Origin of the sequence: Acinetobacter geminorum, assembly GCF_013009345.1 — a bacterium.
Taxonomy (GTDB): domain Bacteria; phylum Pseudomonadota; class Gammaproteobacteria; order Pseudomonadales; family Moraxellaceae; genus Acinetobacter; species Acinetobacter geminorum.
The window spans coordinates 1-21291 of the sequence record NZ_JABELE010000008.1; the positions used below are offsets into that span (position 1 = coordinate 1).

General features: G+C 36.8%; 19 protein-coding genes, 4 tRNA genes and 1 pseudogene. 9 read left to right on the forward strand and 15 right to left on the reverse strand.

The window, feature by feature from the left end:
* Positions 1–77 precede the first annotated feature (77 nt).
* The 3 genes and pseudogenes from HJG58_RS08795 to HJG58_RS08805 all read left to right on the forward strand — a co-directional run.
* Positions 78–173: pseudogene (locus HJG58_RS08795) on the forward strand (TetR/AcrR family transcriptional regulator); the annotation flags it as partial.
* A 197-nt stretch (positions 174–370) separates the two neighbouring features.
* The gene (locus tag HJG58_RS08800; RefSeq protein WP_170248615.1) at positions 371–772 is read left to right on the forward strand and encodes a DoxX-like family protein; all 402 of its coding nucleotides are present in this window, start codon (positions 371–373) and stop codon (positions 770–772) included.
* A 31-nt stretch (positions 773–803) separates the two neighbouring features.
* Entirely contained in the window at positions 804–1637 is an 834-nt protein-coding gene (locus HJG58_RS08805; RefSeq protein ID WP_170248616.1) for an SDR family NAD(P)-dependent oxidoreductase, read from the forward strand.
* Positions 1638–1785: 148 nt separating this feature from the next.
* On the opposite strand, the gene HJG58_RS08810 is transcribed toward HJG58_RS08805, so the two are convergent.
* Both HJG58_RS08810 and gltS read right to left on the reverse strand, forming a co-directional pair.
* Positions 1786–3621: a monovalent cation:proton antiporter-2 (CPA2) family protein gene (locus HJG58_RS08810; RefSeq protein WP_170248617.1), complete on the reverse strand. Its 1836-nt coding sequence runs from the start codon at positions 3619–3621 to the stop codon at positions 1786–1788.
* Positions 3622–3815: 194 nt separating this feature from the next.
* A complete protein-coding gene (gene gltS, locus HJG58_RS08815) occupies positions 3816–5051 on the reverse strand; it encodes a sodium/glutamate symporter (RefSeq protein WP_170248618.1) in 1236 nt (411 codons plus the stop codon).
* A gap of 357 nt (positions 5052–5408) precedes the next feature.
* On the opposite strand from gltS, the gene HJG58_RS08820 reads away from it, so the two are divergent.
* Both HJG58_RS08820 and HJG58_RS08825 read left to right on the forward strand, forming a co-directional pair.
* Positions 5409–6560 carry an alpha/beta fold hydrolase gene (locus HJG58_RS08820; protein ID WP_170248619.1) on the forward strand — a complete coding sequence of 384 codons (1152 nt, stop codon included), beginning with the start codon at positions 5409–5411 and terminating at the stop codon, positions 6558–6560.
* Between the two features lie 705 nt (positions 6561–7265).
* Positions 7266–7589: a hypothetical protein gene (locus tag HJG58_RS08825; protein ID WP_005073518.1), complete on the forward strand. Its 324-nt coding sequence runs from the start codon at positions 7266–7268 to the stop codon at positions 7587–7589.
* On the opposite strand, the gene HJG58_RS08830 is transcribed toward HJG58_RS08825, so the two are convergent.
* The 8 genes from HJG58_RS08830 to HJG58_RS08865 form a co-directional block, all read right to left on the reverse strand.
* On the reverse strand, positions 7590–8060 hold the full coding sequence (locus HJG58_RS08830; RefSeq protein WP_170248620.1) for an AnBLUF65 family BLUF photoreceptors: 471 nt from the start codon (positions 8058–8060) through the stop codon (positions 7590–7592). It lies immediately after the preceding gene.
* A 275-nt stretch (positions 8061–8335) separates the two neighbouring features.
* Positions 8336–8545, reverse strand: a complete 210-nt coding sequence (locus HJG58_RS08835) for a cold-shock protein (RefSeq protein ID WP_086265869.1) — start codon at positions 8543–8545, stop codon at positions 8336–8338.
* 436 nt (positions 8546–8981) lie between these two features.
* Positions 8982–9055 (reverse strand) — tRNA-Trp (locus HJG58_RS08840).
* 67 nt (positions 9056–9122) lie between these two features.
* Positions 9123–9207: transfer RNA gene (locus tag HJG58_RS08845), tRNA-Leu, on the reverse strand.
* A gap of 27 nt (positions 9208–9234) precedes the next feature.
* Positions 9235–9308, reverse strand: a tRNA-Trp gene (locus tag HJG58_RS08850).
* Positions 9309–9363: 55 nt separating this feature from the next.
* Positions 9364–9448: transfer RNA gene (locus tag HJG58_RS08855), tRNA-Leu, on the reverse strand.
* 92 nt (positions 9449–9540) lie between these two features.
* Positions 9541–10356, reverse strand: a complete 816-nt coding sequence (locus HJG58_RS08860) for a protein kinase domain-containing protein (RefSeq protein ID WP_216076549.1) — start codon at positions 10354–10356, stop codon at positions 9541–9543.
* Positions 10343–11851: a DUF3336 domain-containing protein gene (locus HJG58_RS08865; RefSeq protein ID WP_170248621.1), complete on the reverse strand. Its 1509-nt coding sequence runs from the start codon at positions 11849–11851 to the stop codon at positions 10343–10345. The genes HJG58_RS08860 and HJG58_RS08865 overlap by 14 nt, the downstream gene beginning before the upstream one ends.
* 177 nt (positions 11852–12028) lie before the next feature.
* On the opposite strand from HJG58_RS08865, the gene HJG58_RS08870 reads away from it, so the two are divergent.
* Both HJG58_RS08870 and HJG58_RS08875 read left to right on the forward strand, forming a co-directional pair.
* Positions 12029–12910, forward strand: coding sequence for an ATP-binding protein (locus tag HJG58_RS08870; RefSeq protein ID WP_170248622.1), 882 nt, complete (start codon positions 12029–12031; stop codon positions 12908–12910).
* 105 nt (positions 12911–13015) lie between these two features.
* Positions 13016–14119 carry a DUF6670 family protein gene (locus HJG58_RS08875; RefSeq protein ID WP_170248623.1) on the forward strand — a complete coding sequence of 368 codons (1104 nt, stop codon included), beginning with the start codon at positions 13016–13018 and terminating at the stop codon, positions 14117–14119.
* A gap of 2 nt (positions 14120–14121) precedes the next feature.
* On the opposite strand, the gene tsaD is transcribed toward HJG58_RS08875, so the two are convergent.
* Positions 14122–15132 (reverse strand): tRNA (adenosine(37)-N6)-threonylcarbamoyltransferase complex transferase subunit TsaD, encoded by a 1011-nt coding sequence (gene tsaD / locus HJG58_RS08880; protein WP_005068344.1) that lies wholly within the window; start codon positions 15130–15132, stop codon positions 14122–14124.
* A gap of 145 nt (positions 15133–15277) precedes the next feature.
* Between tsaD and rpsU the strand changes: the two genes are divergently transcribed.
* Positions 15278–15493: a 30S ribosomal protein S21 gene (gene rpsU / locus HJG58_RS08885; protein ID WP_001136722.1), complete on the forward strand. Its 216-nt coding sequence runs from the start codon at positions 15278–15280 to the stop codon at positions 15491–15493.
* A gap of 25 nt (positions 15494–15518) precedes the next feature.
* Positions 15519–15965: a GatB/YqeY domain-containing protein gene (locus tag HJG58_RS08890; RefSeq protein ID WP_002115302.1), complete on the forward strand. Its 447-nt coding sequence runs from the start codon at positions 15519–15521 to the stop codon at positions 15963–15965.
* Between the two features lie 90 nt (positions 15966–16055).
* On the opposite strand, the gene HJG58_RS08895 is transcribed toward HJG58_RS08890, so the two are convergent.
* The 4 genes from HJG58_RS08895 to HJG58_RS08910 form a co-directional block, all read right to left on the reverse strand.
* Positions 16056–17483, reverse strand: a complete 1428-nt coding sequence (locus HJG58_RS08895; RefSeq protein WP_080759594.1) for a M48 family metalloprotease — start codon at positions 17481–17483, stop codon at positions 16056–16058.
* A 142-nt stretch (positions 17484–17625) separates the two neighbouring features.
* The gene (locus tag HJG58_RS08900; protein WP_078221130.1) at positions 17626–18591 is read right to left on the reverse strand and encodes a 2-hydroxyacid dehydrogenase; all 966 of its coding nucleotides are present in this window, start codon (positions 18589–18591) and stop codon (positions 17626–17628) included.
* Between the two features lie 11 nt (positions 18592–18602).
* Positions 18603–19250, reverse strand: coding sequence for a hypothetical protein (locus tag HJG58_RS08905; protein WP_170248624.1), 648 nt, complete (start codon positions 19248–19250; stop codon positions 18603–18605).
* Between the two features lie 100 nt (positions 19251–19350).
* On the reverse strand, positions 19351–21240 hold the full coding sequence (locus HJG58_RS08910; RefSeq protein ID WP_078221132.1) for a M48 family metalloprotease: 1890 nt from the start codon (positions 21238–21240) through the stop codon (positions 19351–19353).
* Positions 21241–21291: the final 51 nt, after the last annotated feature.

Sequence of the window (21291 nt, forward strand, 5' to 3'; positions counted from 1 at the left end):
ACCTCATACCCAAGTTGTAACCTAAATTTTAGCAACTTAGGAAAACTTTACCTTCAAAGGCTTTATGCAACAAAGCCGTTCAACATTCAAACAAAAATACAGATGAATGCTATAAACAATTTTTAAGAAATATACTTTTAAAAAATATATCAAGATTAGTTAGTGAACCATAAAATTAAAAACATAGGAGTATTTCTCCTATGTTTTAATATAAAATTTTCCTATCATATCCCTACATTAATGTTAAAAAACAAATATAAGAAATGATAAAAAAACAAGCTAATCTTATTAGCTATTGAAGAATAAATTAAATCAAAACATAATAGTCGCAATGATCAAAATTGAAATTTCAATCTTTTAGAGAATCTTAATGGATAATGCTAAATCATTAAAATTTATAAGCTTTATGCTCGCTTTCTTGTGGTTTTATCAAGGACTGGTTCCTAAACTAATCTTTATTAACTCTGATGAAATATTTGTATGGCAAACCATCGGACTTTCTTTTGAGCATGCAAAACTTGCAGGGCGCGCGAGCGGTATAGCTGAAATTATTTTTGGTTTATTATTTCTTTTTTCTACTCATAAATATATTCACTATTTAAGTATTTTAGGTTTATTCGGTTTACTATTCTTAATTGGTTTTTTAAAACCTTCTACACTTATCTCGCCTTATAACCCTATCGTAATGAATATTTCGATGATAAGTTTATCAATTATCTATTTGCTTTTATTAAAAGAGCAAACAACTCATTTTCATAAAGCTGCTCAATAGCGTTAAGTTTTAAAAAAATTTAGAGATTTCAATGAGTTTATCTAGTCGTGAAGTTGGCTGTGTAGTCATCACTGGAAGCACAAAAGGTATAGGTTTGGCACTCGCCCACGCTTTTTTAGATCTGGGATGTTCAGTTGTCATCGCTGGACGAGACGCGGAGCGTCTTAAGCATGCTCTCACTCACCTAGAAAATCATTTTAGTAAAGAAAAATTTATTGGTTCATGCTGTGATGTGACACAAATTGCAGATTTACAAGCCTTATGGGATGGAGCAATTCAGCATTTTGGACAAGTAAAAGTGTGGATTAATAACGCAGGCAGCTGCCACCCAACGAAAGAGTTTATTGACCTTCAGCCAGATGAATTAAATGCAGCCGTTTCAACTAATATTCTGGGCACAATGCTTGGTTCGCAAGTGGCTCTAAAAGGCATGCTCAGACAAGGGTATGGTCAAATCTTTAACATGGAAGGTTGGGGAAGCAACGGCGAATGGAGTCCGGGAATGACCCCCTATGCGACCACTAAACAAGCAGTAAGTTATTTTAGCAAAGCACTTTATAAAGAGACCAAATCGACTTCTATTTTAACTGGTACGCTCAGCCCCGGTATGGTCGCAACCGATCTGTTAGTTTCGTCTTGGACCAATGGCAACGTACAACACTGGAAAAAGATGAAGCGCTTATTTTTCTTTGTGATTGATCCACCAGAAGTTGTTTGTTCATATTTAGCAAAACAAATTATTCAAAACAAGAAAACCAATCGACGCATCGCATGGATGACGCCTTGGAAGCTTTTCCTTAGATTTTTACAACCCTATTATTGGTGCAGAAACCCAGTTAAAGGTACGGCTTTAGAGCGTTTGTAATCGGGTTTATAAATATAACTAAAAATCTAACTTTAATAAGGTCAAATGATTTGATTGGCAAACGGATGGAATTTAGCAACTTAGGTACTTCCACCAATAAAAATGCTCAGTAAAAGCTTTTCTACAAAACTCTTACTGAGTTTTATGACTAATCCACACCCTCATTCTCTGAAGTATCTTCTTTATTTAAAATCCGCCCTTCTTGTTTTGGTCGAATCAACGGGGCTGTAGGTCTTGGATGATGAGTATGTGTATATTGCATACCTACTCCCGCATTGACGTCATCTGCAGCGATTTCAGTTTCAAAACGCTCATTATCGAGATCTCGAATTTCCTCGGTAATTCTTTCTACCTCATCTTCATCCACACCAAGTTCTTGCAAAATCACACCGCCAAACTTAATTGCAGATTCAAATGTTTCACGAATCATAAAGTCCACTTTTTGTTTAACTAAATGCAGTGAATGCTCACGGTCATATGAACGGACTAATAATTTTGCCAAAGGAAATTCATGGGTCACGAGTTCTACAATTCTATTGGTCGTTTCCTTGCTATCTACACACACCACAATCGCTTGTGCTGTTGCGGCGCCAGACGCATGCAGAATATCTAGACGGCAACCATCGCCATAATAAATTTTAAAACCAAACTTTTCGGCGTTTCGAATCATGTCGGTATTATTATCAATAATGGTGACATCGACACCTCTTGCTAACAACAATTGACTAGTAACCTGTCCAAAGCGCCCAAAACCGATCATTAAAACGCTACCACTTAGCCCGTCGGCAATATTGATATTTTCTAATGAAAGCTTCGTTTTTGCTTGAGTAAAACGTTTGAAAATAATACCGACAATTGGAGTCAACACCATTGAAAGCACGACAATGGCGGTTAAGTTAGATTTAACGATACTATCAATAACTTGTGCACTTAGCGCAGCCGAGAAAAGTACAAAGGCAAACTCTCCACCTTGAGCCATAAGTAAAGCGCGGTCTAATGCTTCTGTATGAGGGCTTTTCGTTATTCGAGCGACTATATAAATCATGAGCGCTTTGGCAAGCATCAGGGCAATTACGCCACTCACAATCAGTTGCCAGTTTTGAGCAACTACCGATAAGTCCAATGACATACCGACCCCAAGGAAAAACAGGCCCAGTAATATTCCTCGGAATGGTTCAATATCCGCTTCAATTTGATGTCTAAAGGTCGATTCAGATAAAAGCACGCCCGCCAAAAAAGCACCCATTGCCATAGTCAAACCACTGACTTGCATGAGTAACGCCGCACCCAACACAACCAGTAAAGCCGCAGCCGTCATGACCTCTCGGGCCTTGGCAGCGGCCAACAGTCTAAATAATGGGTTTAGTAACCAATACCCTGCCGCAATAAGCCCTGCAATTGCGAGCAAACCAATCCCTATATTTTCTAGACGTACCGATGTGCTTTCGACCACATGATTCGGTGCCATAAAAGCAACCATAGCCAGCAATGGCACAATGAGTAAATCTTCAAAAAGTAAGATGGCTACAATTTTTTGTCCTCGGGGTTGAGTCAGATCACCCCGATCACCCAAGAGCTGCATCACAATTGCAGTCGAGGTTAATACAAACCCTGCGGCACCAATAAAAGCAACTTGCCACGTAAAACCAAATAAAAGCCCGACACCAGTTAAAGCCAACGCACAAATGATGATCTGCAATGTACCAAGGCCAAAAATCTCGCGTCTAAGACTCCACAAATGTGACGGCTGCATTTCCAAACCAATCACAAAGAGGTACATCACGATTCCCAACTCGGCAATATGCAAAATTGCGGTGGAATCTTGAAAAAAAGCAAAACCAAATGGGCCAATAATTAGACCCGCAATTAAATAACCTAATACTGAACCTAAACCAATACGTTTAAAAATAGGAACTGCAATCACAGCAGCCGCCAATAAAACCACGGGGGCAACCAAGCTAATTGAATGTGCTTCTGAGCTCATACATTTCTCATTTTATTTATCTGCAATTTATTCTATGTGAAACGAGGTTTAAGGGCGATTATTAGTTTTGAGAAAAAGCCTCCTAAAAATAAAATGGTTTAAATGATCCGAAAATAAAAATTGAGCCTATAAATAAGAATCAAATATTCATGGACAAACACCCATAAAAAAAGCCCTAACGGGCTTTTTTTATATTAGGCAATAAATTTCAACATGAGCTGAATGACTGTCGCATTAATTAAGTCAACAAAGAATGCACCACAAAGCGGAACGATTAAGAAAGCCTTATGTGATGGACCATACATGTTAGTAATGGCTTGCATATTTGCCACGGCTGTTGGGGTTGCCCCCATACCGAAACCACAATGACCTGCTGCCAATACTGCCGCATCGTAGTTTTTGCCCATTACTTTGAAAGTCACAAATGCTGCATATAAAGCCATAGTCAGTGTTTGGGCACCCAAAATCACTACAAGCGGACCAGCTAAGTCGGCAAGTTGCCAAAGCTTTAATGAAAGCAATGCCATTGCTAAATAAAGCGACAAAGACGCGTTACCAAATACATCAATCGCACGGTCGAAAATATCAATTTTCAACACGCTTTCTAAAATGTTTCTTAAGATTACACCGCCACCGAGTGCCCAAACGAAAGTTGGTAACTCAAACCACGTTCCCTTACTAAAGCCAGTCATAAATTCAGCAAACGCTAAACACGCTGCAAACATACCAAGCGTAGTAATTGCATTATCGGCAGTAATTAAACGAACTTGATGAGGATTTTCAAACGGTGCAAGGTCATCTGCATGTTGCTCAACATGCGTATCTCTATAATGAATTTCAGCATTGGTTTTTGGTTGAGCAAGACTGTAACGATTAATGAGTAATTTCGCTAAAGGCCCACCAATCACACCACCAATAATCAAGCCAAAGGTCGCACTTGCCATACCTAATGCTAAAGCACCCTGAATACCATGCTGAGTTTCTAAAATTTCACCCCATGCGCCGGCTGTACCATGACCACCTGTTAAGGTAATTGAACCAGCAATCAAACCAATAAGTGGGTCAAGACCAAGTAAAGTCGCAAGACTCATACCTACTGCATCTTGCACAACAATAAAGGAGGCAACACAAATTAAAAAGATGATTAAAGCAGTCCCGCCTTGTCTAAGCTTCATAAAATTGGCACTTAAACCAATTGAAGCAAAGAACACAAGCATAAAACTGGTTTGTAATTCACTAGCAAAAACAATGCTATACCCCCATACAGAGTGAATAAGCAAGGAAACTAGAGCAGCAACCAAACCACCTGCTACGGGCTCAGGAATGTTATAACGCTGTAAAAAACTAATACGATTAACTAGAAATCGGCCTAAAAGCAAAACAATAACCGCCGAAATTAGCGTATAAAAAGCATTAAAAGTAAATTCCATATATACTACTTTCTGATTACATTCCTATTGGATTGTAAAATAATTATATTTTTATTTTTAATATGTAAAAAAAATATAAACAAACTTTACAAAAATACTCTACCAATATTTTTTAACCATTATTAAGAATAATTTAAATTCGAGTATTTAATGTATAATTTTGACTAGACATGAATTTTTATTTTAATATCATATATTTATGTAAATACACTCTTAATTAAAAATAACCCCACCTTGATATCTTAAACAGAAAATCCTGTCTTTTGGGTCACTGAACTTCCCCCTCATTCTCTTTAATATCTTTCAAAGACCAGCTCTTTACTGTTCTGGGCAACATCTTTATAGGTTTTATATTCAATGAGTTTATTGCTTAAAGTTCGTCAGAACGTTCCACAGCTACAATCTATTACAAAATCTCTTCAGACACGTGCTGGTCAAAAAATACCTCACATGCTGATCAATGCATCAGATCTCTTTTTCAGAGGGCCTCAAATAGCTTTGTCAGGAAAAACACCATTTGATATGATTCATAAGCATGAAATCATTACCTTACGCCATTATAAAAATGAGACTGATACCTCTACTCCTAAACACCGCGTACCTTTAGTTATTGTTCCACCGCTAGCAGTGAACATGCTCATTTACGATTTGTTCCCTACTCGTAGTTTTGTACGTTTCTTTTTAGCCCAAGGGTTTGATGTTTACTTAATTGACTGGGGCGTACCAACCCGACACCAAGCAAAATACAACTTCGGTACTTATATTAAAGTTTTCATGCCAGAGATGTTAAAGCAAGTTCGCCTACACAGTGGTCAGCAACAGCTTTCTTTGCATGGTTGGAGTTTAGGCGGCGCACTTTCGCTCTGCTATACCGCATTGTTTAAAGATAAAGATATTAAAAATCTAATTATTCTCGCTTCCCCTATCGACACACACAAAGCAGGTTATATGGGGAAACTATACGGTAGTCTTACCAAACCTGCCAAATGGGTTCGCAAACATACGCCGTTTCGTATTCGCCATCATGTACCAAGTGAAGCATTTCATATTCATGGCTGGCAAAACACGCTTGGCTTTAAATTAACGGATCCGATTGGAAATTTGAAAACATATTGGGAACTTTTTAAAAATCTAGATAACCGAGAGTTTATTGTCGATCATGCAACCTCAAGCTCATTTATCGATAATATGTTGGCCTATCCGGGCGGTGTCATGCGCGACATTATTCTCCGTTTCTGGATTGATAATGAACTGTCTAAAGGTGTAGTTAAATTTGGTGAACTTACCGCCTATCTAAAAGACATTAAATGCTCTGTGTTAGCTGTTGGTGGCAACACAGATATTATTGTCACAGCTGATGCTGTCAAACCGCTCATGGATTTAATTAGTAGCCAAGACAAAACATTTAAGGTGGTACCGGGTGGTCATATGGGCGTAGTTTCTGGTAGTCAAGCCCCCACTACGGTCTGGCCCGAAGTGAGTACTTGGTTAGCTACTCGTTCAGAATAATTAATTCAAAAGCAGTAAAGCCAGTGTAGCCAGTTCTATGCTGGCCATAATTCAAATTTTATAAGTCTGATATTCTAGTTTCATTTATATTACAGTAGTTTTTTCTCATAATTCAAAAGCAGCTCATTACTAGATAACTCAAAAATATAAATATAATCTCCTCACTATTAATCACATTAAAATCCTTCAACACATAAATTTTATTTATTAGAAATACAACTTAATAAAACAATATTTTATCAAATGTTAAAATTTTTTAAATAGATCAATTTTCTCTTATTAATATTTATAAATTTTAAGAAAAGTACCTCTTAAAGTTGATGTTACTTTTTGTTATTTATGTAAAGCTTATTTAAACAATATAGTTACTTAAGTTATTGTTAAACATTTTTTTTATAAATTTAATTTTGTAAAATTTGATCATTATTTATACAAATGTAAGCAATTTCTCGCAATTATGTAAGCCAAAACCCACAACTCAAATGATTGTTTTTCTTATAATTAATTTCAATACATATAAGCACTCTTTACTATTAAATAGAAAGCTGAATATTAATAAAGAGATCTAGAGAAAATGATAAAGTCATCTTTATTAATATAAAAACTCTTAATAATAGAAAAAGAATCTCAAAAATTAATATGTACTATTTTTCCTCTGGAAACAGAGGAAAAATACTTTTTTAATGATCAGATAGGGTATAGAAAATGTTTATTGCAAAAAATATATTTGTATATTTACTATCAATGTTAGCTTTATGCTTACTGATTATTTTCTTTAATTACATAGGAATGAACGAGACGATTAATCTTCTTCTCTCTTCTGCACTGTTTGGAATATTTATTACTTGGTATTTTAAAGGTAGTGGACTCTGTCTCGCCCTATTTAGCTTTTTTTATTGGGCTATGTTTGTCATTAGTCAAAGCTTAGAAGTGATATGGATGCTCGCAAGTTCAGTTATTGTATATTTAGTCATGACTAAAATATTACCTAAACTCAAGACCATCCATATTGGCGTGATAGCCAAATAGCTAAAACGGTTTCACCCCACGATTCACCATACCCACTTTCTTAACTGTGTTAATTTTAGTTTGTTCGGCAATGACTAATTCATTAATGAAAGCTTTTAAATTTTGTTCATCAAGACGAATAGGATTAAAAGTACTTTCTCCCATTTTTAGAAAGAAAGATTCGATATTTGTATTACGTTGTACATATTTCATTGACCATCGTTGAAACGAGTTTTGTTCAATGGAATATGTACACAACCATTTAACATTGTGGTGTCTTTCATCATTTGCAATTTTTTCAAATAATCGTTCAACCACCTCCCGCTCACCTTCCAAGCATTGAAAGAAAGCATTATCGGCATAATAGAGCACCCCACAGATCTGATTCAAATCATTGAAATCTCGTGCTTCTGTCAAAATATCACGTAAATCTTGCAACAAATCTTCATTTTTTTCATTTCGTTGACTGGCATAACACAGACGAACGTTCATTAGCAATTCCGTGAAATATAAAATTTCTTTATTTAAAGATTTTTAATCTACCATATCTCTATTACTAATAATTTATATTTCACACATATTCTAAAGTTTATTTTAAAAATACGTTCGATTATTAACTATAAGAGCTTAATAACTAATGATTTATATTCACAAGAAAATAAAAAGCCCTCCTATTGAGGGCTTTTAATGCTCTAAAATAACAATAAACTTCTTTAAAAGCTAAAATAAAAAAAGCACTAAAAAGTGCTTTTTTACTTGCTGTTATATTATTGTGGAATAATATTTACAGCATTTGGGCCTTTTTGCCCTTGAGTAACGGTAAATGTTACGCGTTGACCTTCATGCAAAGTTTTGAAACCAGAACCTGTGATTTCTTTGAAGTGAGCAAACACATCTGGACCGTTGTCTTGTTGAATGAAACCGAAACCTTTAGTTTCGTTAAACCACTTTACTGTACCACTTACTGTATTAGACATGATATATCCTACTGATTTCTAATATTTTAGAATCATTAAATAATGACCCTATCATAACTTTGAAAAAAGAATAACAAATTGAGCTTAATATCTTAAAAAACGAAGGATTATGACTAAAACTACGATACTTAAAAGAAGATTTACTAACAAGTCTTTTTTCTAGTTAACAGCATCATACATGAAATAAAATTGTATTCAAGGCTTTTATATAAATAATTTCCAAAACTTAAGTTAAATAAATATAAAACAATAGCTTAAAAAAGATTAAGAAATTCAGTACATTGCTTAATTAAAAAACAATCTATGATGTGATAAAAACATTGAATTGAGAAGCAACAGATATAAAAATATCATTTAGAAAATTGCTTGAGTGCGAATGAAAAGTTATTTTAAAAATATAGATAATAAAAAACTCCTGATTAGGAGCCTTATTTTATGGCAGAGGATCAAGGACTCGAACCTTGACGAACGGTTTTGGAGACCGTCATGCTACCATTACATCAATCCTCTATATTCATGATTAAACACTCAAGATTTAATCATAAAAAAAGCAAGATCATCGTCTTGCTTTTTTCAATGGTGGGGGCGAAGAGACTCGAACTCTTACACCTTGCGGCGCTGGAACCTAAATCCAGTGCGTCTACCAATTTCGCCACGCCCCCATCTGGGACATTTATTTAAAATAAATGTGGCAGAGGATCAAGGACTCGAACCTTGACGAACGGTTTTGGAGACCGTCATGCTACCATTACACCAATCCTCTTCCAAGATCTAGATGACTTAACATCCACATCAAACTTTAAGTTATTAACTTAAAGTGGTGGGGGCGAAGAGACTCGAACTCTTACACCTTGCGGCGCTGGAACCTAAATCCAGTGCGTCTACCAATTTCGCCACGCCCCCGATGGCTGTGTATATTAGCGATAAGATCTGACAGTGACAAGTGTTTTTTTTCTAAAAAAAACTAACCGTGTAAATTGTATACAGATACTAGATCAATGATTTTTATCAATTTGAATCTGTTTTAAGCAATTTATTGCTTCATCAGCATTTGAAAACCGATTTTGCTGTTGTTTTTGTAATAAACCTGCAAGTAAGGGATAAAAAATCAAAAACTGCGTGGGTAATTGAATGGTTAAATTTTGACAGTGCAAGATTGCCCAATCACGATAACTACCTGCTTCTAAGCGATTTTGTGTTAACCATTCATATAGAACGATGCCAAATGCATATAAATCGCTTTGTATTCCCTTACGCCCTCCTTGAAATAACTCAGGAGCCATATAACGAGGTGTTGCATCCATGACTGTATCGCAACTTAAGATAGGTCTCGTTTTCTCAAAATCAATTAAATAAAGTTCTTGCTGAAACTTTCTAAAATGTTCTGCCTTAACGTCTCCATGAATCCAGCCAAGTTCGTGAAGCTCTGCAAGCTTATTTATTGACAACCAAATCTTACGATATACATCAGTTAAATCACTTTCATGAGTGAATGAACCAAACCACAGGTCACTATCAGGTAAAATTAAAACCTTACCCAAAGAATGATCTAGCTGAGGAATTAAACTGCCCTCAATCAACTTATAAGGTAAAAGCCATACAGGTTTTTTAAGGTTAATTTCTTTGTAAAATAATTGCTCATGCATAAAATCTTGCTCACTTTGAGCATGGGTTTCAGGCAAATGATATTTTAACCAGTAATTTTTGGTGTCTATGGTACATGTCCATAAACACCGCCCTAACGCTGCACTTGTTGGCTTTGTTACACATGTTAAGTTTTCTATATGCGAAGCAAAATCATGCTTCAGCATAGTAAGACTCAGGCTGTTGTTTCTTTTCTTCAAAGCGCAAAACTTCTAAACAATGCTGAATCGTCTTACCAATACGAGCGTGGGTCTCAATTGAAGAAATTTTTGGCCAAGTTGCACGTTCCCCTTCTCTTTGCAAACGCTTAAACAGATGTGGACGTGGGTTTTGCAAAGTATAGGTATAATGACTTAGGCTATATTTAGCAATGATGTTCACATCACCGTAATAACGCTGTCCCATTACTCCATAGCCATGATCTAACAATCTTCTAACTGGAGAAATAGAACCAAGTCGTTGACGCGTAAAATCCATAACGCCCATTGATAACACTTTACCTTGGCGTCTTAGAATCCTTTCAGGCCAGCTTAAAACGTCCTTACGAAAACGGTCCGCATCATTTTGCATGAATGGAACAATATGTGGGTTAACTTGACTCGCAATGGTGTAATTCAAGTTATAAAGTCGTGCCATTCTTTCTTGTGGAAAATCGCTTCGTACACTTCCATCCACCCATTTTGTATTTGCCATATAAGGTGTATGTTCACCGTCATAACGTTTACTGGTTAAACGCACCGGTGGGAATAAAATTGGCACGGCACATGAAGCCAATACCGCACTCCACACCAAAACATTCGGTGTCATAATGGCGTTCATAATTCTTGGGTTTTCTGTTGCATCATATGGCGCCACTGCCACATTAATGTTTAAACCAGATTTCTTGAAAGCTTCTTCAAAAGTCAGATCACCCAAATTCTCAATGAGGAATTTTTTCAAATACTGAACATCGGCAATTCCACCATTGCCTTTAATGAGTTCACGGAATTTCCTAAAATGAAAAGCATCACTAAAAAATTGCTCACCATTTAATAAGTTTTGGATATCTTCACTGGCAGAGGTTCCAAGCATACCTGTCATAATTGCTCCTGCACTTGAGCCAGAGAGCACTTTAGGCATTAAGTCTTGTTCAATTAAAGCCTTACATACTCCCGTATGAAAAAGTCCTAAAGTCGCCCCGCCCGAAAACATAAGTGCAGGTTGTCCATACGCCTTTTCACAGTTTTCAAAAAACTCTATTTTTTCTTTTCTTTGAAACGTAATGCATTCACTTGAAGCAATGTAAGCCAAGCTTTGGCTAACTTCTTCAATATAGTCTTCAATTAACTTTTTTGTACCGACATGTGTGGCGGCAAAAAGCATTGGATGACCAATATTTGCAATATCGTAGGTTAGACCTTCTTTAAGTAAATAGATGAGGTCTAATGTGCGATGTTGCTGACGATATCTTTTGAGCAAAGTGTATCGATAAGAAATGAGTTCGGCATCGAAGTAAGGTGAACTATTATCAAATTTCCACTCTTGCACACCTGTTTCTTCATCTAGTTTTAATGCAAAAGACTTCCATTCTTCATAAGATTCAGCCATGTCTAATTGACGTTGTAATTTTTTGATACGGTAAGCCTGATGTGGATTCATATCACTTCGTATTTTTTCAAACATATTTCGTCCTCATCTTCACAGATGATTTTACTGAATAGACATCACAACACTATGCTCGGTCTGAACATTTCAATCAATTGCAAAACCGATAAAGTGTATAGGCAATAAGTTTTTTGTAAGCCTGTTAATTTCGGTGTTAGTATCCTGTCAAACACTGTTTAACATGATTGACTTACCATGGCTACCATTGATTTACCGGACAATTTAGTTCAAACATTATCACTTGTATTAAATCAGTTACAGCAAGTCTTGCCTGAGCCTAGACAAGAAACAGATTTTACTGCACCTGCTTTTAGATGGGAAAATCAGCAACTTAATGCCATCTATACGCCAAAAAATATTTATCTTGATGACTTAAAAGGCATTGAGCGTCAAAAAGAAAAAATTATTCAAAATACTTTGCAATTTTTAAATGGCCTGCCAGCAAATGATGTGCTGTTAACCGGCTCACGTGGTACAGGAAAATCATCTATTGTTCGTGCTTTACTCACTGAGTATGCCCCTCAGGGATTACGTTTAATTGAAATTGAACGTGATGATTTATCAGACTTACCTAAAATTCAAAAACTCATTCAAAATCGACCTGAAAAATATATCGTCTATTGTGATGACTTGGCTTTTAATGCCGAAGATGAAAATTACCGTAGTCTAAAAAGTGTATTAGATGGTTCATTACAGTCAGGTTCAAGTAATTTTATTATTTATGCAACCAGTAACCGTCGCCACCTGTTACCAGAATTCATGCATGAAAATACACCTGTAACTAAGGTCGATGTTCCCCAATATACTGAGCTACATCCACAAGAAGCGATAGAAGAAAAGATCTCTTTGTCGGATCGTTTTGGTCTATGGCTATCTTTTTATCCAATGGATCAAAACCTATATTTAGAAATCGTTGAGCATTATCTTGATAAAGCAAACATGCCTTTCAATGATGAAGTTCGTGCTGAAAGTTTACGTTGGTGTCAGATGCGTGGTCAGCGCTCTGGCCGTGCTGCTTACCAGTTCTCAAAGCATTGGATTGGTTTAAATGGGTTAAAACAGTTGTCTAACAATTAAATGACGAATGTCCCGCAAAGCCTTGGCTTTGGCCTGAAAGCCGCTTAGATTTGGCAGTTGTTTTTCATAACCTAAAACAAAGATAGCCCTTCTTTAGGTTTATATATGAAAAAACAATTGCCAAAAATTTCTACAGCCAGTAAAGCGCTTGGTAAAAGTTTATTACTTGCACAAGGCGTTTTAGACCAAGCAAAAAAATATTCAACTCTTCCTTTTACTCAAGCTCATAGCATCCGTCCACGAGTTGACGAAAAATATTATAGCTGGACACATTACGGTATCTTTTTCCCGCTTTTACCAGAGCCGCATCGCTATCTAAACATTATGATTTTATTAGGCACGCCCGGTGCGCTAGCCTTTGATCATGACAACATAATTAATGAAGACCCCAGAAAAACAGCCACGTTCTTTTCAAGTACTGCCGCGGTTGAGCAAGCTTTGCTTAAAGCTTATATCATTCCAAAAGAGACACAAATTAATAAAGATGGAAGCTTAATAGAATTAGGTAAAGAGATTTCAATTCAAGGGAAGTTCCCTCAAATTCACATTAATGGACATTATGATGGATTTGATTTCGACTTTGATATCGATATTACTTCACATGTTTCGTGGTTTATAAAAACACCAATCTATGATCATTTTAGTTTATTGGCAAAGTTTAAAGGTTTTTTAAACTATCAAGCAGAACGCATTGAAAGTGAAGGACTTTGCACTTACGAATATGCACGAGCAGTTGGTCCACATAGTTTCATAAACAAACTTCTTCCTGACGCTTATAAACTGCCGCTTGATTTTTTTACTTATCAAATTATTAATTTAAACGACAATACTCAACTTCTTCTTACTAAAGCAGATATTGCAGGACAGACGGTAGCTTATAGCCTGCATATTAGATATCTTGATCAGCCAGCTGAAATTTATACAGATGTTAGCTTTGACGTTATTTCTCATCAAGTCGATGACTATATCTCACCGACTGGAGAAAAGATGCGACTTCCAAAATATTTTTCTTGGATCGCTCTAAATGATGCAAAGCAAATTATCTTAAACATTCAGGCAGAAATTGACTGCCCATTCCGTTATGGTCATGGGCGAGGTTATGCGAGTAGCTATATATTTACAGGTCATTGTTTTGGCAATGAAGTTCAAGGCCGTGGTTACATCGAATATATTGATATCGAAAATCAACAAGCCTTTGAAGATGAATAATCTTACTCAGGAATAGTAAGTTCGGTCATCGGCCAGCGCGGCGTGGTCGTTACCGCTAAACCATCATGCTGACCTGCTTTTAAACGTTGATAACCAGCAAATGCAATCATTGCCCCATTATCAGTACATAAAGCAGGTTCGGCATAATAAACTTGCGCTTTAATTTTCGCCAAAGAAGTTTCTAATTGCTCGCGTAGTCTTAAATTTGCGCTAACTCCACCTGCAATCACTAAACGTTTAAGTCCGGTTTGCTTTAAAGCTTTTACTGATTTTTTTACCAAGGTATCTACAATTGCCTCTTGGAATGAAGCAGCGATGTCAGCGTCACGGTTTTCACCATTCAATTTTTTCAATTGAACAGACACAGCTGTTTTTAAACCACTAAAAGAAAAATCTAGACCTTGATGAAGCATAGGTCTTGGAAACTCGAAAGCTAATGGATCACCAGATAATGCAAGTTTTGCGATATTGGGCCCACCCGGATATGGCAAGCTCATCATTTTTGCAACTTTATCAAAAGCTTCGCCCGCAGCATCATCAATAGACTCACCCAATAGTTCATATTGACCAATAGCGTGGGCTGCCATCAATTGTGTATGTCCACCTGAAACTAACAATGCTACAAACGGAAATTCAGGTGGTTGACTTGAAAGTAATGGGGCCAACATATGACCTTCCATATGGTGAACACCAATTGCAGGTTTATTTAAAGAAAAAGCTAAAGTTCTGCCAAACAGTGCACCTGTCATTAATGCTCCCATTAAGCCAGGACCACGCGTATAAGCAACCGCATCAATCTCTTGTTTTGTTACACCACTTTGTTCAAGCAATTGATTCATTAAAGGAATTAATTTACGAACATGGTCACGAGAAGCAAGTTCAGGTACTACTCCACCATATTCGGCATGAAGTTTAATCTGGCTATAAAGAACCTGTCCCCGTAAGCCGAGTTCGCTATCATAAAGTGCCAACCCTGTTTCATCACAAGAAGTTTCCAAGCCTAAAACAATCATCAAAACTGCCTTTTATATGAGTCAAAATATTGCAATCGCTATTATAGACTTGTGATATGAGTTGTAAATGAGTAAAATACTGACCTTCACTTGTGATCCGGCGCAATGGTGTGCCTGATCTTATCCATAATCTAGAGGATTTTACATGCCACAAGTTAAGTTGAAAGAAGGCGAACCAGTTGACGTAGCTATCCGTCGTTTCAAACGTTCATGCGAAAAAGCTGGTGTTTTAGCTGACGTTCGTAAACGCGAATTCTACGAAAAACCAACTCAAGAACGTAAGCGCAAAAAAGCTGCAGCAGTTAAACGCTACCAAAAGAAATTGGCTCGCGAATCTGTACGTACTACTCGCCTTTACTAATTAATTTGTGATTGACTGCTGAATTATGACTACTTTAAAAAACCAAATTACTGATGCATTAAAAACTTCTATGCGTGCCAAAGATATGGCAACAGTGACGGTTTTGCGTAGTCTACAAGCAGCAATTAAGCAAATCGAAGTCGATGAGCGCAAAGAGCTTGACGACGCTCAGGTTCTTGCGGTCATTGAAAAGCAAATTAAACAACGTAAAGAATCGATCAAAGCCTTTGAAGGTGCTGGTCGTAATGATTTAGCTAGTAAAGAACAAGCCGAAGCTGAGATTATCTCTCAGTTTCTACCAGAAGCTATGACTGAGGAAGAGCTTGATTCTATCATTGAGCAAACGATTGCTGCTCAAGAAGCAACTAGCATGAAAGATATGGGTAAGGTGATGAATTCTCTACGTCCGATCATAGCCGGGCGTGCCGATCCTGCTCAAGTTTCAGCAAAAATTAAAGCTAAGTTAGCTTAATTACCCTTTCTTAAATTTTATATTTCTTCCAATCAAGCTTCTTTATTTTGTCTATACTTGCACATCCGCAAATTAAGTAAGTTATAACTCTTAAATTTTCATTCTTCGCTCATCTTGCATTTGTTTCAAACGACTGTCTATTCTTGCCGACATTGCTTGATTATCTTTTGCCAATCGCTGGGCATGCAACATTGATTTAATTGCATTTTCCTCACTACCCGACCAATATTCTGCTTCAGCCCGATAGCGTAAAACATTAACCGCTCTTAAAGGTCCATTCTTATCCAAATTCGCAGCTTGCTGTAAAAATTGCCAACCTTGTATATCTCTTGGATTCTTATTAATAAATCTTTGAACCAAGGTTTGAACTTGCGCAAACTTACCTTGGCGCAGCAACACCTCAGCCAACTTATAACTAAAAGCTTTATTTTCAGGCATCGTCATCTGCATAGAAGCAATTGTAGTATAAGCTTGATCTAACTTATTTTGGCCAAGATAAATATCTGTCTGCAATAATGTTACAAGAGGCTTTCCACTAGATTTCGCTTGATCTAGAGTAGACTGCGCTTGTACATAATCACCTTGTCTTGTGTAAAATGCTGCCAAGGCAATCAGACCAGCAATATTTTTTTGCGAGGCCAAACTTTGTAGTTGGTTTTCAGTGGCCTGATTGGCAACCACCATGGTGTACCATTTTAAAATTTCAAAATCTGCATCATATATACGATTTTTAACTCTAGGCAGCTGGTTTGCACGGAGCCTAGCTTCACTCATACGCTCAGTCGTCAAGGGATGAGTCAACCAGAAATCCGGTAAAAAACTTACTCGACTTGTAGCTCTATGCATTGTTTCAAAGTAATCAGCCATACTTTGAGGGTTATAACCCGCCGCATACATATATTGCATACCAATACGGTCTGCTTCACGCTCTTGATTTCGACTATATGTTAATTGCTTATCCATGAGTGCAGCTTGAGTTCCAAGCATCACTGCTGCACCCGCATCACCACCACCCTGCGCAGCTATAGCCACCCCCGCTAAAAGTCCTGCTAGACTTAGCAATGTTTGACCTTTAAAGGCTTCTTCAGAGCGACTAAAATGTCTTTGCGATACATGCGCAATTTCATGCGCCATAACACCAGCAATTTCATCAATATTTCGTGCTGAGGCAATAAGCCCTGTATTGAGCGCAAATAAGCCACCCGGAACAGCAAAAGCATTAATTTGCGGGTCTTTAATCACGACTAAACCAATCGGCTGACCAAGCTGAGTTTCACTTAAAATACTCGAAAATACCTGAAAAAATTGATCTTCTAACCAGACATCCTGAATAACAGGCATTTGTTTATGAACTTCACGAAAAACTTTTTCGCCAATAAATTTTTCTTTTTGTTGATCAAGCAAACCAATCCCACTTCCAATATTTGGAATTTCTACTTGATTTGCAGAAGGCTGAGGGTCGAAAGGCTGTGCGTACGAAGCATTTGTTATAAAAGCCGTACTTAAAATAATTGGCAAAAATCTCAAAAGTTTTTCTCTAGTAAAATTAAACCATCAAAAAAGTCTACTGATATAAAACATAAAAAATTATGTTCAATCAATAGACTTTTAATATATCACTCGAGATCGCTTAGTTTTGCAATGAAGTGTTATTAATCATTTATGCAAAGTTTGGGTTTACCAAATATCTAGGAGTTTTATCCTCTAAAGCTTCAACCAGATTTTTATAAGCAAGATTTGCCATTTTTTTACGGGTCTCTGCAGTCGCAGATCCTACGTGAGGCAAAGTAACAACATTTGGCAGTTTAAAAAGCTCTGAATCTTGTAAAGGTTCTTTTTCATATACATCTAAACCAGCCCCGAAGATTTCACCGCTTTGTAAGGCCTCAATCAATGCATGCTCGTCAACCACTGAACCACGCGCAATATTTATAAAAATAGCGTGCTTTTGCATAAGCTCAAATTGAGCTTTACCCATCAAGGCTTTCGATTCATTATTTAAATCAACTGCGGTTACTACAAAATCAGACTGTTGCAATAACTCATCTAAACCAAGATATTGTGCTTTTAAAGGCTCTGCCAATTCAGGTTTTTCACGGCGGTTATGGTAAACAATATTCATGTTAAATCCATAAAAACCACGTCGTGCAATTGCAGCACCAATATTACCAAGTCCAATAATTCCTAGCGTCTTTCCAAAAACATCTAAACCAAACTGTTGAGGCCCAACAGTTCTTTTCCATTCACCTTGTTTAGTCCAATGATCAAGAAAAGGAACTTTTCGAGCGGCACTTAGTAATAATGTAAAAGCAAGATCAGCCGTTGTTTCAGTTAAAACATGAGGGGTATTTGATAACCAGATTTTTCTTTGGTTTAGATAAGCCACATCATAATTGTCATAGCCAACTGTTACAGATGAAATAATTTTGAGTTTTTGAGCAGGCGCAAGATTACTTTCATTAAGAAGTCGACCAGCACCAATCATTCCATCAGCATCTACAACTTGTTGGCGTATTTGCTCATTAATATCACCCAGTTTTGGATTAAGAACCACAACATGATAATCCTGTTGTAATCGAGACAAAATTTCTTCATCAATTTGGCTAAAAACTACAACTTTTTTCATGTAAATCCCTACTACTCGTTGTTATCTTGCATTAATTGCCATAACCTTTTTTTAAGGAGTGGTTTCTCCAACATCTCTTTTAAACTCGCCAAATGAATAATATTGGCATGTTGAATATAAGAACATTCACCAAGGCACAAGATTTTCTTGCCTGCTGCGACAGCATCTAAAAATCCTTGAATATATGAACCTGCACCACGTTGGTCTTGATAGTTAGCTAAAGGGAACGGCCATTTTAGTTCAGCATATTGCCCTATTTTTGCTTTTTGAATGTTATTCCAAAGCTGCTTTTCTTCTTCACTTAAATTAGTAACATCTAAAAAAATAACACACTTTTCAAGCGCAAAAGCCTGCAACTCAAATGAAGCAATCGTAACCACTGGAGCTTGTACTTCAGCACGAGGTACTACAACAGGCGGAACTTCTACTGGAAGTGGTACCGCAATTTCAGGTTCAGCTTTTGGAATTTCGTTGACTTGTGGTTTTGTCGGCTGCTCAACAACTGGATTGCTCTTAGAAGGCAATATAATTGGCTCACCTTCTGGAGCAGCTTGATCTCGCCAGAGGCTTTGAGCATTATTTCTTTGGCACACCTGTATCTTAGGAATCCATACATCAATTCCCAAAGTTGCCAATATATTTCTTTGCTGCCCAATCATCTGTAAATCAATACCTCTACTCTACCTACATTCTAACGGGCTTCAGTTTTTTTTTCAGTGTTTTATTTCATTCAGATGTTTTTATAATCGTATATGTCTTTTAAATAATCATCACACTATTTCTCTTTTGCATTTGATCCACAATTTCTTCTGTCTCAAAGCCAAAACGCCAATAAAGCAATTCAAGCACATCCAGTTCATCTTGCGTGATAATACGGTCACTCCACAAGCACATTTCTGCAATAGCTAGAATACTTAGACGGTCACGTAATAATAAACCAGCAATATCATTTAAAATTTCAGCCAGATCTAATGGCTCATCTGAAATTTCATCATAGATATACATTTCATCTGGATTGAGTAACGAACGTAAAATGCGCTCACGTACTTCTAACTGATTCGGGCTATTAATTTGTTGAACATGAAGCAGAGCATCAATCAAACGGACAATTTGAGGTTTCACTTCTTCAAATGCAGTCGGTAGATGTAACGGCATCAAGTTCAACTCATGTTTAACCCGCTCCAGTAAAAGTGCATCTAACAACCCAATTTCACCATCTTCTTGGATAATAAGTGCTAGCTTAGTAAGAAATTGCCGCGCAATACTTGCAGGTATATGCCCAATATTTTTACAAGCATCATGAAATATCTGAATATGGATACGCCCATCCAAATTCAATAATGCATCAATAATGGCATGACTCACAGGTGCATCTTTTGGAATGAATTCCCGATATTGGCGAATCATCAAAATAGCGACCATCACTTCACGCGAACCAGTCGCAGTTTGTAGTGCTCGTTGAATTAATTCTGGACGCTTTTTATTTCGACGTACATCACTACTCAGAGGCTTAATAGCATCATTTAATGCAAAACTAATTGGTGAAAGCCTTAATAAAGGTAGAGGCTGCGGAGATGACCACGGAATATAAATTTCTTTCTCAGATTCTTCCAAGAAATGAAATAAGCTAAACAACGGACGGTTACGAAGTTTCTTTAAATTTTCTAATTGTAAATCTTGTAGCAAAGTGGGATTTAACTCATAAATACGTTCACGAATACTCGGGTGAATATTCATCCAGCTTTGGGGGCTCAGTGAGTTAGCAAAACACATATGTGCGATTGATTCGGAATAAGCACTATGAATTTGCGAACCAGAGTGGTGAACATAAATACGCAACAAGGTTTGGGTATTTGCATTATTTTTTAATAGTCGTACTGTTTTTTGGTCATTACGAAAGGTACGCCCACTCAAAGTCAAATATTTGATAAAACGAGTAATCAGTACACCGAGGCTTCCAGCCAACCAGATGACTCCACCCACCGCAACAAAAACTGTTTCAAATTTATGTTTATAGCCCGGGCTATAGCGCTTAAAACCTTGTTTGGCTAATTTACTACCCCACTGACTAAAAGTTGTTAAACCACTATATAAAATCTTTAATTTTGTATTCTCAACAGCCTCACCCGATAAAATTTGATTAAACTCATGGCCCAATAAACCATATAACTCAAGCTTATCCAGATTCTGTAAAGCACCCCATGTCAGAATAATTACGATATCTTTGGGATGAAAACCTGCCGTAAGTGCATTTACACCAACTTCATCAGGTAGTACATATACGGTTGGAACTTTAAGTGAAAAAGTTTGCGCTAAGTGTTCTGTAATTTTTAATGCCGCAAGTTCTTCGGGAGTACTTTCCTCTTTCACCAAACGACGTGCTTTAAGTTGTTTTGCTAAAGAGTGCCCACCTTTACGCAGAATATAAAGTTCGGTAACTACCGACCAAACCATAATAAAAAGTAATAGCGCAATGAAGTAAGGACTTAAAGTATGCCACCAAATTGGTTGGCTATAATCAAAAAAATGTACGAGTAAACCTAAAATTAAATTTAAGATAAAAATAGTAAGCAACACAGCAACCAAACACATAGTGATGGACCATGCCATATTTTTATTTTCGATTAGATAGTGGCTTACTTCTTTCAATGTAAATATTCCCAATTACATTGTTAGGTTTCATCATAAAAGAAAAAAGCG

What these genes read in the sequence shown, in the direction of transcription:
- HJG58_RS08820 (WP_170248619.1), top strand. Translation starts at nt 5,409, where the DNA reads ATGAGTTTATTGCTTAAAGTTCGTCAGAACGTTCCACAGCTACAATCT.
- HJG58_RS08900 (WP_078221130.1), bottom strand. Translation starts at nt 18,591, where the DNA reads ATGAAAAAAGTTGTAGTTTTTAGCCAAATTGATGAAGAAATTTTGTCT.
- HJG58_RS08890 (WP_002115302.1), top strand. Translation starts at nt 15,519, where the DNA reads ATGACTACTTTAAAAAACCAAATTACTGATGCATTAAAAACTTCTATG.
- HJG58_RS08865 (WP_170248621.1), bottom strand. Translation starts at nt 11,851, where the DNA reads ATGTTTGAAAAAATACGAAGTGATATGAATCCACATCAGGCTTACCGT.
- HJG58_RS08860 (WP_216076549.1), bottom strand. Translation starts at nt 10,356, where the DNA reads ATGCTGAAGCATGATTTTGCTTCGCATATAGAAAACTTAACATGTGTA.
- HJG58_RS08835 (WP_086265869.1), bottom strand. Translation starts at nt 8,545, where the DNA reads ATGTCTAATACAGTAAGTGGTACAGTAAAGTGGTTTAACGAAACTAAA.
- HJG58_RS08905 (WP_170248624.1), bottom strand. Translation starts at nt 19,250, where the DNA reads ATGATTGGGCAGCAAAGAAATATATTGGCAACTTTGGGAATTGATGTA.
- tsaD (WP_005068344.1), bottom strand. Translation starts at nt 15,132, where the DNA reads ATGATTGTTTTAGGCTTGGAAACTTCTTGTGATGAAACAGGGTTGGCA.
- rpsU (WP_001136722.1), top strand. Translation starts at nt 15,278, where the DNA reads ATGCCACAAGTTAAGTTGAAAGAAGGCGAACCAGTTGACGTAGCTATC.
- HJG58_RS08825 (WP_005073518.1), top strand. Translation starts at nt 7,266, where the DNA reads ATGTTTATTGCAAAAAATATATTTGTATATTTACTATCAATGTTAGCT.
- HJG58_RS08800 (WP_170248615.1), top strand. Translation starts at nt 371, where the DNA reads ATGGATAATGCTAAATCATTAAAATTTATAAGCTTTATGCTCGCTTTC.
- gltS (WP_170248618.1), bottom strand. Translation starts at nt 5,051, where the DNA reads ATGGAATTTACTTTTAATGCTTTTTATACGCTAATTTCGGCGGTTATT.
- HJG58_RS08805 (WP_170248616.1), top strand. Translation starts at nt 804, where the DNA reads ATGAGTTTATCTAGTCGTGAAGTTGGCTGTGTAGTCATCACTGGAAGC.
- HJG58_RS08875 (WP_170248623.1), top strand. Translation starts at nt 13,016, where the DNA reads ATGAAAAAACAATTGCCAAAAATTTCTACAGCCAGTAAAGCGCTTGGT.
- HJG58_RS08810 (WP_170248617.1), bottom strand. Translation starts at nt 3,621, where the DNA reads ATGAGCTCAGAAGCACATTCAATTAGCTTGGTTGCCCCCGTGGTTTTA.
- HJG58_RS08830 (WP_170248620.1), bottom strand. Translation starts at nt 8,060, where the DNA reads ATGAACGTTCGTCTGTGTTATGCCAGTCAACGAAATGAAAAAAATGAA.
- HJG58_RS08870 (WP_170248622.1), top strand. Translation starts at nt 12,029, where the DNA reads ATGGCTACCATTGATTTACCGGACAATTTAGTTCAAACATTATCACTT.